Raw genomic sequence first — 12007 nt, 5'->3', positions numbered from 1 at the left:
AGCGGGCCCCCGACGGAATCGGCGATGCGGGCAGGACGAGGAGGCGCGGCATGTGGACCAGGGCCGGGCAGCGGCGCGAGTGGGGCGAACGGATACTCGGATCCACCCTGTGGCGTGGCATCGTCGCGCTCCTCGCCGGTGCGCTGCCGGCGCTCGCGTTCCCCGCTCCTTCGCTGTGGTGGTTCGCCTACGTCGCCCTGGTCCCGCTGCTGCTGCTGATCCGGTCCGCCGGCAGCGGCCGCCGGGCGGCGCTCGACGGATGGCTCGGCGGTACCGGTTACATGCTGGCCGTGCACCACTGGCTGATGCCGAGTCTCCATGTGTTCATCGTGGTGCTGGCGGCCCTGCTCGGTCTGCTGTGGGCCCCGTGGGGTCTGCTGGTCTCCCGCCTGCTGCGCGGGCCGCTGTCCGCCGCCGCGGTGGTGGCGGCCGTGATCGTGGTCCCGTGCGGCTGGCTGATGATCGAACTGGCCCGCTCCTGGGAGGCGCTCGGCGGCCCCTGGGGGCTGCTGGGCGCGAGCCAGTGGCAGGTGACACCCGCGCTCCGGCTGGCTTCGGTGGGCGGGGTCTGGCTGGTGAGCCTGCTGGTGGTGGCGGTGAACACCGCGTTCACCGTGCTGCTGGTGGCCTCGGCCGCCCGTACGGCGGCCGTCGTCTCGCTCGTGGCGGGCGCCGTGGCGGTGGGCACGGTGTGGATGTGGGCGCCGCAGCCGGAGCGTTCGGGGGTGGCGCGGATCGCCGTCGTGCAGCCCGGTGTCATCGAGGGGCCCGGCAGTGTGCAGCGCCGTTTCGCCCGCAGTGAGGAGCTGACGCGCTCGCTGGCGGGCCGGGACCTCGACCTGGTCGTGTGGGGCGAGAGCAGCGTCGGGGTCGATCCGGTCCGGCGGCCCGATGTCGCGGCCCGGATCGCGGCGCTGTCGCGGCTGGTGGGCGCGGATGTGCTGGTGAACGTGGACGCCAAACAGACCGATGCGTCGGGCCGGACCGGCATCTTCAAGAGCGCGGTGCTGGTGGGTCCGCAGGGACTGACCGGGGACCGTTACGACAAGATGCGGCTGGTTCCCTTCGGCGAGTACGTCCCGGCCCGTTCGGCACTCGGCTGGGCCACCTCGATGGGCAGGGCGGCCGGCGAGGACCGGCTGCGCGGCACACGGCAGGTGACGATGACGCTGCCCGGCGCGAGCGCGCTGCGCATCGGCCCGCTGGTCTGTTTCGAGTCCGCGTTTCCCGACATGAGCCGGCGGCTGACCCGTGACGGTGCACAGCTGCTGATCGCCCAGTCCTCCACCTCGTCCTTCCAGCACGGCTGGGCGCCCGCCCAGCACGCCTCGCTCGGAGCGCTGCGGGCCGCCGAGAACGGCCGCCCGATGGTGCATGCCACGCTGACGGGCGTCAGCACGGTGTACGGCCCGCAGGGTGAGCGGGTCGGTGCTCCGCTCGGTACGGACACGAGCGGGGCCGCGGTGTTCGGCGTACCCCTGGCCGGCGGCACCACGCTGTACGTCCGGCTGGGTGACTGGCCGTTGTACGGCGCACTGGGCATCCTGGCCGCGTTCTGCGCCTTCGAAGGGATACGGTCCGTGCGCGGCAGGCCCAGCCGGTCCGTTCCGGCGGATGTGGTCGCCACGGACGGCGGGGCGGCATCCGTACAGCCCACCCGCCCGGCAGCGGAGTCCCGGACGGAGTCCGAGTCCCGGACGGAGCCCACGCAGTGACCCACGGGTCGTGCACGTCCGGCTCATGAGTGGTGTGCGTTCAGAACGTGTTCCGGCCCGGACCGTTCACGGAGACGATGTCGCCCATGGCGTCAACGGTGAGCGCGATCCGTTCGACCTTGTTGGTCACGCCCAGCACCAGCCACACCACGCCCCACACGAAGCAGCTGAAAACCGTCAGGACGGCGTGCAGCACATGGTTCAGGGGACGGCCCCGGACCATGACGACCTGGGTCTTGGAGCGGGACTCCACGCGCCAGCCGCTCGCGATCCGCTGGCTGACCGCCCAGTCGAGGATCAGGGCGCGCTGCATGGCGTCGGGCGGACGTCCGTCTGCCGAGTAGTAGCCGGGCGGGGGCTGGAGCGCACTCCAGCTCTGGGGCTCGCGGCGGGGCTTCACGAGGTCACCTCCACGGGCCGGCGGTCCATCTCCTCAGCCTGCATCGGCCCCGGTCCGCACGCATCCGGAGGAACGGCGGGCGGGGCAGGGGCCGCCCCGTCCCCGCCCCGGACGAGCTGCCCCCCACGAGCGGCCCTGCGCAAGGCCCTACGCGCAGTCGAGATCACGCAGGATGCGCTCGCAGAGCTCGTGCGTCTCCAGGGCGTCCCGGGCGCTCAGCGGCTTTCCGGCCCGCACGGCGTCCAGGAACGACAGCACGCTCTGCTCGATGCCGCGCTGGCGGGCCACCGGCACCCAGTCGCCGCGCCGCCGTACGCTGGGCTGCCCCTTGTGGTCGATCACCTCGGCGAGGTTGACGACCTCACGCTTGGAGTCCTGGCCGGAGACCTCCAGCCGTTCCTCGGTCGAGCCGCTCAGCCGGTTCATCGCACCGATGGCGGTGAAGCCGTCGCCGGACAGCTGGAGCACGACGTGGTGCATCAGGCCGTCGCGGATCCTGGCCCGTACGACGGTGTGCTCGACCGGCCCGGGTACCAGGAAGCGCAGGGTGTCGACCACGTGGATGAAGTCGTCCAGGACCATGGTCCGCGGCGCCTCCGGCAGCCCGACCCGGTTCTTCTGCATGAGGATCAGCTCGCGCGGGTGCTCGGCGCACTGGGCGTAGCCGGGCGCCACGCGGCGGTTGAAGCCGACGGCGAGACCGACACCGCGCGCCTCGGCCAGCTCCACCAGTCGCTCGGACTCCGCGAGTCCGTACGCGAGCGGCTTGTCGACGTAGGTGGGAACGCCCGCCTCGATCAGCCGGCCGGCGATCTCCGGATGTACGGCGGTCGGGGCGTGCACGAACGCCGCGTCCAGCCCCTGGGCGAGCAGCGATTCGAGGTCGGTGTGGCACTGCGCGGCCGGAATCCGGTGGGTCTCGGCGACCGCCGCCAGGGTGGCGGGGGTGCGGGTCTGCAGATGCAGTTCGATCCCCGGCAGGGTGGTGAGTACTGGCAGATACGCCTTCTGCGCGATGTCGCCGAGCCCGATGCAGCCGACCTTCACAGGGTCCCCCTCTTGCTGTTCAGCGCCGTGCGTCGCGGTTCTCGTCCGTGATGGTCCACCGCGGTCGTACCGGCGCGTCGTTCGTCCCGGCAGCATACGTGGGCCCCGGCGGCCGCCAGTCGGCGATGCCGTCGAAGGTGCGCAGGACCAGGCCCGGTCCGAGCCGGGAGGCCGTGGACATCACGAAGTCGCGCACCGCGACGGAGACGGGCCCGGACAGCCGCATCAGCCGTGAGACCTGCGCCGCCTTGCGGACTACCGCGGTGGTCCGGGGCAGCCGGTCTGCGGTGTACGCGGCGAGGCCCGCGCCCAGGTCCGTGCCCGGTGCAACGTGGTGGGCGAGCACGATCGCGTCCTCGATGGCCTGGTTGCCGCCCTGGCCCAGGGTGGGAGCCATGGCGTGGGCGGCGTCCCCGACGAGCACCGTGCGGCCCCGGTGGAAGGCGGGGAGCGGGTCGGTCATCTGGTGGACGTCGTCACGGAGGACGCCTCCGGGTTCGGCGGCGGCGATGATCCCGGGAACCGGCTGGTGCCAGTCACCGAACCGGCGCAGCAGTTCCGCCCGCTCGTCGTCGTCGGCCCGCGCACCCGCCGGGGCGACGGCCGCCGCGTAGGCGTAGATCCGGCCGTCCTTGAACGGCTGGCTGCCCCAGAGCGCGCCACGGCCCCAGGTCTCGTGCGGGGCGAAGGGCTCGGCGGGCGCGGGGACCAGGACGCGCCAGGCGGTGAAGCCCGCGTACGACGGACCGGGGTGGTCCGGGAAGAGGACGCCCCGTACGGCCGAGTGGATGCCGTCGGCGCCGATCACGAGATCGGCCTCGACGGGCCCGTCCGGAGTCCCGATCACGGCAGGGCGTCCGCCCGCGGTGCCCGGGTCCACGAGGTGGGCCGGGCAGCCGGTGCGGACGGCGGACGCGGGAAGCCCGGCCGCGACGCGGTCGATGAGGGTGGCCCGGTGCAGCAGGACGAGCGGGCCGCCGAACCGCTCGGCCGCGGCGGCGCTGTCCGTCCTGGAGAGCCAGCGGCCGTCGGGTGAGCGCATGCCGCCCTCGCCCTGCCAGGCGGCCAGGGACCTGATCTCGTCGCCGAGCCCGATGACGTCCAGGGCGCGCTGAGCGTTGGGAGCGAGGCTGATTCCGGCGCCGACGGGCTCCATCGAATCGGCCCGCTCCAGCACGGTGACCTGCCAGCCGGACCGGTGCAGGGCCACCGCCGCGGTGAGACCGCCGACTCCTCCGCCGATGATGACCGCACGGGGCGTGTCCATGACTCCTCCTCGATCCCGGCCTTCAGGACTACACCTGTAGTGGAATCACGGTACTACAGCTGTAGTTTCAGCGGTAGGTTGAGCGCATGGCCACACGCACCACCGGTTCCGCCCGGGCCGAACTGATCACCGACGCCGCACTCGCCCTGCTGGCCGAGCGCGGCATGCGGGGGCTGACCCACCGAGCGGTGGACGAACGGGCCGGCCTCCCCCAGGGGTCGACGTCCAACTACGCCCGCACCCGGCAGTCCCTGCTGGAGGCGACGGTGCGCCGCCTGGCGGAGCGCGAGTCCCGGGTGCTGGCACCCGGAGAGCTCCCGGCGCCGGGCGGGACAGCCGACAAGACCGGCACGGCCGCCTCGGCGCCCGCCCCCGGCGCGGCCGACGCCGGCACCACCGCCAACCCGTCCGGGCCTCCCGCCCCGTCCGGGCCTCCCGGGCAGGACGCGTTGATCGCCGGTCTGGCGCTGTCACTGCACCGCTATCTCACTCACCACCCCGAACTGCTCATCTGCCGGTACGAACTCGCCCTGGAGGCCACGCGCCGCCCCGAGCTGCGGGCCTTCTTCGACGCGACGGGCCGGCAGTTCCGCGAACCGCTGGTGGCGCTGATGACGGCGGCCGGATCGCCCGAGCCCGAACGGCACGCCCTGTCCCTGGTGGCCTGGTGCGAGGGGCTGATGTTCTCGTGCGCGGCCGGTTCCTCCCCCCGTTCCGTGCCGTCCGAGGCGGAGCTGCGCACCGGCTTCGGCGAGTTGCTGCGCGGGATGCTCGGGCACTGACGCTCGGGCACCGCCGCCGCGAGGCCGCGGCACGCGGGCGCCGCGCTGACCGGGGTCACTCGTGCGGACCAATCCGAGGATTCCGGCTCACTCAATGGACCTTCCGCCCAGCAGAGTTGGTCAGGTGCATCGAACCAGAACCACCGTGAAGCTCCTGGTCGCCGTGGCGGTCACGGCCCTGTCCGGGTGTGTGTCCGTGCAGCCGCGGCCGAGCGCCCCGCCCACTCCGGCGGCCGACCGGCCTGCCCAGGACCTGGCCCCGCAGATCGGCCGGCCCCCGGTCCGCGACACCCTGGAAGCCGTACCCGCCCCGGAGCCGTCCCCCGCCACCCCCGGCACGGCGTCCGCCACCCCTCCGGCCGCGCGCGCTGCCGTGCCCCAAGCCGTACCCCGTGCCCCGCGGCCACGACACCACCACGGCCCGGCTCACCCGCGGCCGCGCCGGGCCGTGCCCGCCGTCCCCGTACCGGTCCTGCCGGCTCCGGTCACCGGGAAGGATGTCTGCGCGCTCGGACGGGGATACGGGCACTGGCCGGCGGGCAGCGCGCAGTCGCGGATCTGCGACCACACCTACGGACACTGACCGGGCCGGCCGGCGGGAGGCCGGCCGGGCTGCCCGCCCCTCCCCGCCGGCACGGGCGGCCCGCTCCCCCTCACAGCTCCCGCAGCCGCCGCTCCAGCCGCCCGATGGCCGCCCGGACCCCGCCCCCGTAGCCGTCGTCGGCGCCGTCGTCCGCGAGGACGCGGGAGGCGTCCCGGGCCCGGTCCAGGTGGATCCGGGCCGCCGCCGGACGCCGGAGCTTCACGTAGTCCGCGGCCAGGTTGAGGTGGAGCGACGGGTAGAAGGCCCGCACCGCGAGCGCGTCACGGTGTTCCGCGACCCGGTCGCCGGTCAACGCATGGGCGGCGGCCAGCGCCCGCAGGTCCCACGCCAGCTCGTCACGGGGATCGTCCTGGGTGTCCGCCATGTAGTGCGCGAGGGTGCACCGGTCCAGGGCGTCACCGTCCGCACCGATCTCCGCCCAGAGGAGGCCGAAGCGGTTGCGGGCCTCCTCGCGGTCACCGCCGTGCAGCAGCATGATCGCCTGGCCGATTCTGGTCATGACGACGTCCCGCGACGCCTCCTGCTGCTCCGTCACTGCGGTCTCCCTCGCACCCGTCCGCCTGCGCCCGGCCGAATCCATGTGGTTCCGGACGGTTCCGGATGGTTCCGGCCGGTTCGACGCTAACCGCAGCGACGCGCAATCGCACTCAGGCTCCGGCGCGCCATCAGCCCAGGTCGGGGATGCGCCAGTCGATGGGCTGGTGCCCCTGCGCCGCGACTGCCTCGTTGATCTGGGTGAACGGGCGGGACCCGAAGAACTTCTTGGCCGAGAGCGGCGAGGGGTGCGCACCCTTCACCACCACATGGCGCTCCTCGTCGATCAGCGGGAGCTTCTTCTGCGCGTAGTTGCCCCAGAGCACGAAGACCGCCGGGTCGGGCCGGGACGCGACCGCGCGGATCACCGCGTCCGTGACCTTCTCCCAGCCCTTGCCCTTGTGCGAGTTGGCCTCGCCCGCGCGCACCGTCAGCACGGCGTTGAGGAGCAGCACGCCCTGTTCGGCCCACGGCATCAGATACCCGTTGTCCGGGACCGGCAGGCCGAGCTCCTCCTTCATCTCCTTGTAGATGTTCCGCAGGGAGGGCGGGGTCTTCACGCCGGGCCGCACGGAGAAGCACAGACCGTGCCCCTGGCCCTCGCCGTGGTAGGGGTCCTGGCCCAGGACCAGGACCTTCACCTTGTCGTACGGGGTCGCGTCGAGCGCGGCGAACACCTGGCCCCGGGGCGGGTAGACCGGTCCCGCGGCCCGCTCCTCCTCGACGAACTCGGTGAGCTCCTTGAAGTACGGCTTCTGCAGCTCTTCGCCGAGTACGCCGCGCCAGGACTCGGGCAGCTGGTCGGTGTCGGTCACGTCAACAACCTCCGGTAAGCAATCAGTTCTTGATCTCAGAACCTACCGGCGACCACTGACAACGGAGCCGGGAGCCTCCCTGGAGGCTCCCGGGAAGGACCGCGAGCGGCCCGGTGGGCTACCAGCTGGCCTTGCGGTACAGCTCCCACATCTGCATGACCGTCTGCGGGTCCAGGGCGCGCTCGCCGCCGCCGATGTCCTCGCCCGCCGCCACGTACAGCTTGCCCTGCCACAGCGGCAGCAGCCGGACGTCGTCGACCAGGATCTTCTGGGCCCGCTCGAACTGCTGGCTGACCGCGCCCCGGTCGCTCTCCTTGCGGGTCTGGGGCAGCAGCTGCTTGGTGATCTCGTCCTTCGTGTACGGCATCCCCGTGACGCTGTCCTTGCCCAGGAAGGGGGCGATGAAGTTGTCCGGGTCCGGGAAGTCCGGGAACCAGCCTCGGCCGAAGACGGGGTACTCGCCCTTGGTGAAACCCTCCTGGAACTTCTTCCAGGGCTGGCTCTTCAGGGTGATCTTGAAGAGCCCGGAAGCCTCCAGCTGGCGCTTGATCTCAGCGAACTCGGGGGCCGTCGAGGAGCCGTAGCGGTCGGTGGTGAACCAGAAGGTCATCGCGACGGGCTCGGTGATACCGGCGTCCGTGAGGATCTTCCTGGCCTTCTTCCGGTCCGGGTCGCCGAAGGTGTCGAAGAAGCTGGTCGTGTGCCCCGCGATGCCCTTGGGCACCATGGAGTAGAGCGGCTCGGCGGTGCCCCGGTAGACCTTGGCCACCAGCGCGTCCCGGTCCACGAGCTGGGCGATCGCGCGCCGCACGGCCGGTTTCCCGGCGGCCGGGTCCTTCGGGTTGAAGACCAGGAAGCGAATGTCGGCGCCGACCGTCTCGACGAGCTGGAGGTCGCTCTGCTTGTCCTCGTTGTCCTCCAGGCTGACGACCTCCTCGGCGGACAGCCCGCGGTAGGTGGCGTCGATCTTGTTCTTCTTGAGCGCCGTCACCATGGCGCCGGACTCCTTGAAGTACCGGATGGTCACGGCGTCGTTCTTGCGGTCGGCGAAACCCTTGTAGTCGGGGTTCTTCACCAGCTCGGAGCGGTCACCCGGCTTGTACGCGTCCAGCAGGTAGGGTCCGGACCCGGTGACCTTGCCGTCGTTGCGGATCTTGTGTGCCGAGTAGTCGCTCGGCGCGACGAGCGACATGGCGGGCGTGGCCAGGATGAACGGGAAGGTGGCGTCCGGCTTGGTCAGATGGAAGATGACCTCGTAGTCGCCCTTGGTCTCCACCCGGTCGAGCGAGCCGAGCATTCCGTTGGGTCCGCCCTTGACCGCGATCGTCCTGATCCGGTCGATGGAGTACTTCACGGCCTCGGCGTCGAGCTTGTCGCCGTTGGAGAACTTCAGGCCCTCGCGGAGCGTGCAGCGGTAGGCGGTGCTGGTGGTGTCGGTGAACTTGCAGTGGTCCGCGGCGTCGGGCTCGGGGCTCGTACTCCCGGTGGGGAAGCTGACCAGGGTCTGGAACACGTTGCGTATCAGTTCCCAGGAGCCGTCCCACGCCGCCGCCGGGTCGAGGGTGGAGGGTTCGCTGGTCGTCCCGACAGCTAGCTTCTGCTCCACATCCGAACCACTGTCGGACAACAGACCGCAGCCGGCCAGCAGAGACAGGGAAGCAAGGGCTGCAGCAGCCTGCAGACTGGCCCGGTAGAACACGCGCACGCTCCTCGATCAGCCATGGGTCGGCAGACCATACCGCAGCGCCCCGCCGGGTCAATCCAGAGGCCCGACAGGGCACTTGAGTCAATCAGGGCCAAACCGGCTCAGGCCGTTCTCAGCCCACGCCCGCATTCAGGAAAATCCCGCCGTCGACCACCAGGGTCTGTCCGGTGATCCAGTCGGACTGGTTCGACGTGAGGAAGGCGGCGGCGCCGCCGATGTCCTCGGGAACACCGAGCCGTCCGAGCGGGTAGGACGCGGCCGCCTCCGCCTCACGGCCCTCGTACAGCGCCTGGGCGAACCTGGTCTTCACGACCGCGGGGGCGATCGCGTTGACCCGCACGACCGGCGCGAACTCGTGCGCCAGCTGAAGGGTCAGGTTGATCATCGCGGCCTTGCTCATGCCGTACGCGCCGATGAAGGGCGAGGCGGAGACGCCCGCGACGGAGGCGATGTTGACGATCGCCCCGCCGTTCTCCTTCTGCCAGGCCTTCCAGGTCTGCTGCGCGAAGCCGAGCGCCGAGACCACGTTCGTCTCGAAGACCTTGCGGGCGACGTTGAGGTCGAGCTCGGCGATCGGGCCGAAGACCGGGTTCGTACCGGCGTTGTTGACCAGGAAGTCGACCCGGCCGAACGCCTCCATGGTGCGCTCGACGGCCACCGCCTGGTGCGCCTCGTCGTGCGCCTTGCCCGCCACGCCGATGACGCGGTCGGAGCCGAGCGCCTCGACGGCCTCCTTCAGCGCGTCCTCGCCGCGTCCGGTGATGCACACCCGGTCACCGCGGGCGACGAGCGCCTGGGCGATTCCGTAGCCGATACCCCGGCTCGCGCCGGTGACCAGCGCGACCTTGCCGCTGTCCTGCACAGTCATGATGTCCGCAGCCCTTCGGGTCAGTTGAGCGGTCCGCCGGCGACGTACATGACCTGGCCGGAGACGAAGCCCGCGTCATCACCCGAGAAGAAGGCGATGGCGTTGGCGATGTCCTCGGGGAAGCCGACGCGCTGCACCGGGATCTGGGTGGCGGCCGCGGCCTGGAACTCCTCGAAGCCCATGCCGACGCGGGCCGCGGTCTGCGCGGTCATCTCGGTGACGATGAAGCCGGGGGCGACCGCGTTGGCGGTGATGCCGAACTTGCCGAGCTCCTTGGCGAGGGTCTTCGTGAAGCCCTGCAGACCGGCCTTGACCGCGGCGTAGTTGGCCTGGCCGCGGTTGCCCAGGGCGGAGGAGGAGGACAGCGACACGATACGGCCGAACTTCTGCTCCACCATGTGCTTCTGGACGGCCTTGGCCATCAGGAACGCGCCCTTGAGGTGCACGTTCATCACGGTGTCCCAGTCGGACTCGCTCATCTTGAACAGCAGGTTGTCACGGAGCACGCCCGCGTTGTTGACGAGAATCGTCGGGGCGCCGAGCTCGGCGGCGACCCGCGCGACGGCGGCCTCCACCTGGGCGCTGTCCGACACGTCGCAGCCGACGGCGAGGGCCCTGCCCCCGGCGGCGGTGATCTTCTCGACGGTGTCCTTGCAGGCCGCCTCGTCCAGGTCGAGTACGGCGACGGCGCGGCCCTCGGCCGCCAGGCGTACCGCGGTGGCGGCACCGATGCCCCGTGCCGCTCCCGTCACGATGGCTACGCGCTGCTCGGTGGTGGACATGCTTGGTTCTCCTCGCCCTTGGATCGCGGCTCAGCGGACGTCAGGCACATTCCCTGCGAAATGCTTCCCGATAACTGAGCAACCGCTTAGTACCTTCAGCAGTCGAGACGCTAGAAGGCCTGGCACCCGGTGTCAACGGCCCACGGACGCAGCGGCGCATGTCACACCGGACGGCGCTGCCGCCGCAGAGCGCGGCGGCAGCGCCGTACGGGTGGGGATCAGCGCACCAGCAGGTCGAGCAGGCGATCCAGCTCGGCGGCGGGGTCGGTGGTGAGACCACTGTGCACGGGGCTCGGCTGGATGACGGTCGAGCGCGGGGCGATCAGCCAGCGGAAGCGCCGGCCCGGGTCGTCGCCCTCGGCCTGGCCCGCGGCCGTACCGCCGCGGCAGATCCCCTCGACGGCGCGCAGTGCGGCGCGCACCCCGGTCACGTCGGCGGCGGGGTCCAGCGCCTTGAGCTTCCCCTCGTCGAGTTCGGTGCGGGCGGCGACGAACCCCTTGGCGCGGCAGTAGACCACCACGCCGGCGTTGAAGAACTCGCCGCGCTGGACCCGGGGCACCACGCGCAGCAGGGCGTACTCGAAGACAACGCGTTCACTCACGGCCGGCCGCTCTCGTCGCTGTTCTCGTGGTCATGCCGCGGGGCGAGGCGCTCGGCGAGCCAGCCCGGGGCCTGGGACGGCTTGGCGGCGGTGGGCGCGTCCAGGCTGATCCGCTCGTGGATGGTGGCCGCTCGCGGCAGCAGCGCCTCGACATAGGCGCGCCTGAGCTGATCGGTCGAGTCGAATCCGGGCTCGTCCACCAGCCACTCGTCGGGGACGTCGGCCGCGACCTCGGTGAGCAGTTCCTCCGTGACCAGCGGGGCCAGTTCCGCGGCGGCCGCGGCGACATCGGGGGCGAAGGGGGCCAGCGCGTGGTCCGAGGCGTTGTACGGCTTGGCGGCGGAGGCCTGGGCGCCCGGCCAGTTGTGGTGCCAGATCATGGTGGCGCCGTGGTCGATGAGCCAGAGGTCGCCGTGCCAGATCAGCATGTTCGGATTGCGCCAGGACCGGTCGACGTTGTTGATCAGCGCGTCGAACCAGACGACGCGTCCGGCCTCGCGCGGATCCACCTGATAGGCGAGTGCGTCGAAGCCGAGGGAACCGGGGAGGAAGTCCATCCCTAGGTTGAGGCCACCGCTCCCCTTCAGGAGCTCCTGCACCTCCTGGTCGGGCTCGGCGAGACCGATGACCGGGTCCAGCTGCATCTGCACGAGGTCGGGGACACGCAGCCCGAGCCGTCGGCCGAGTTGTCCGCAGATCACCTCCGCGACCAGCGTCTTGCGGCCTTGTCCGGCGCCGGTGAATTTCATGACGTACGTGCCCAGGTCGTCGGCCTCGACGATCCCGGGAAGCGAGCCACCCTCACGCAAAGGCGTGACATAGCGGGTCGCTACGACCTCTTCCAGCACTTTCCCAGGCCACCTATCTCTTCAGCCTTACAACCCAC

At 71.4% G+C, this 12007-nt stretch carries 13 protein-coding genes; 3 read left to right on the top strand and 10 right to left on the bottom strand.

Annotated elements, in window-relative coordinates; translation table 11 throughout:
• The first annotated feature begins 50 nt into the window (after window positions 1–50).
• Window positions 51–1715 carry an apolipoprotein N-acyltransferase gene (gene lnt, locus OG322_RS33495; protein WP_329307374.1) on the top strand — a complete coding sequence of 555 codons (1665 nt, stop codon included), beginning with the start codon at window positions 51–53 and terminating at the stop codon, window positions 1713–1715.
• A gap of 40 nt (window positions 1716–1755) precedes the next feature.
• Here the strand turns inward: lnt and OG322_RS33490 are convergent, their stop codons facing one another.
• The 3 genes from OG322_RS33490 to OG322_RS33480 all read right to left on the bottom strand — a co-directional run bounded on the left by OG322_RS33490 (window position 1756) and on the right by OG322_RS33480 (window position 4429).
• The gene (locus tag OG322_RS33490; protein ID WP_329307373.1) at window positions 1756–2115 is read right to left on the bottom strand and encodes a hypothetical protein; all 360 of its coding nucleotides are present in this window, start codon (window positions 2113–2115) and stop codon (window positions 1756–1758) included.
• 147 nt (window positions 2116–2262) lie between these two features.
• Window positions 2263–3162 carry a Gfo/Idh/MocA family protein gene (locus tag OG322_RS33485; RefSeq protein ID WP_123467986.1) on the bottom strand — a complete coding sequence of 300 codons (900 nt, stop codon included), beginning with the start codon at window positions 3160–3162 and terminating at the stop codon, window positions 2263–2265.
• Between the two features lie 19 nt (window positions 3163–3181).
• Window positions 3182–4429, bottom strand: coding sequence for an FAD-dependent monooxygenase (locus tag OG322_RS33480; protein WP_329307372.1), 1248 nt, complete (start codon window positions 4427–4429; stop codon window positions 3182–3184).
• A gap of 86 nt (window positions 4430–4515) precedes the next feature.
• On the opposite strand from OG322_RS33480, the gene OG322_RS33475 reads away from it, so the two are divergent.
• On the top strand, window positions 4516–5211 hold the full coding sequence (locus tag OG322_RS33475; RefSeq protein WP_329307371.1) for a TetR/AcrR family transcriptional regulator: 696 nt from the start codon (window positions 4516–4518) through the stop codon (window positions 5209–5211).
• Window positions 5212–5335: 124 nt separating this feature from the next.
• A complete protein-coding gene (locus OG322_RS33470; protein WP_329307370.1) occupies window positions 5336–5794 on the top strand; it encodes a hypothetical protein in 459 nt (152 codons plus the stop codon).
• A 70-nt stretch (window positions 5795–5864) separates the two neighbouring features.
• Here the strand turns inward: OG322_RS33470 and OG322_RS33465 are convergent, their stop codons facing one another.
• From OG322_RS33465 to OG322_RS33435, 7 genes are all read right to left on the bottom strand, one after another.
• Window positions 5865–6350, bottom strand: coding sequence for a hypothetical protein (locus OG322_RS33465; RefSeq protein ID WP_123467994.1), 486 nt, complete (start codon window positions 6348–6350; stop codon window positions 5865–5867).
• Between the two features lie 130 nt (window positions 6351–6480).
• Complete coding sequence (locus tag OG322_RS33460) at window positions 6481–7164, bottom strand: uracil-DNA glycosylase (RefSeq protein WP_024492348.1); 684 nt, start codon at window positions 7162–7164, stop codon at window positions 6481–6483.
• A 118-nt stretch (window positions 7165–7282) separates the two neighbouring features.
• Window positions 7283–8863, bottom strand: coding sequence for an ABC transporter substrate-binding protein (locus OG322_RS33455; RefSeq protein ID WP_123467996.1), 1581 nt, complete (start codon window positions 8861–8863; stop codon window positions 7283–7285).
• A 118-nt stretch (window positions 8864–8981) separates the two neighbouring features.
• Entirely contained in the window at window positions 8982–9737 is a 756-nt protein-coding gene (locus OG322_RS33450; RefSeq protein ID WP_123467998.1) for an SDR family oxidoreductase, read from the bottom strand.
• A 20-nt stretch (window positions 9738–9757) separates the two neighbouring features.
• Window positions 9758–10519, bottom strand: coding sequence for a 3-oxoacyl-ACP reductase FabG (gene fabG, locus OG322_RS33445; RefSeq protein ID WP_123468000.1), 762 nt, complete (start codon window positions 10517–10519; stop codon window positions 9758–9760).
• A gap of 218 nt (window positions 10520–10737) precedes the next feature.
• The gene (locus tag OG322_RS33440) at window positions 10738–11121 is read right to left on the bottom strand and encodes a DUF3037 domain-containing protein (RefSeq protein WP_123468002.1); all 384 of its coding nucleotides are present in this window, start codon (window positions 11119–11121) and stop codon (window positions 10738–10740) included.
• Complete coding sequence (locus OG322_RS33435) at window positions 11118–11969, bottom strand: HipA family kinase (protein ID WP_206432477.1); 852 nt, start codon at window positions 11967–11969, stop codon at window positions 11118–11120. The genes OG322_RS33440 and OG322_RS33435 overlap by 4 nt, the downstream gene beginning before the upstream one ends.
• Window positions 11970–12007 lie beyond the last annotated feature (38 nt).

Origin of the sequence: Streptomyces sp. NBC_01260 (assembly GCF_036226405.1) — a bacterium.
Lineage (GTDB): Bacteria > Actinomycetota > Actinomycetes > Streptomycetales > Streptomycetaceae > Streptomyces > Streptomyces laculatispora.
The sequence above is the reverse complement of the archived record's forward strand: the minus strand, read 5'-3'. Positions and strand labels throughout refer to the sequence as shown.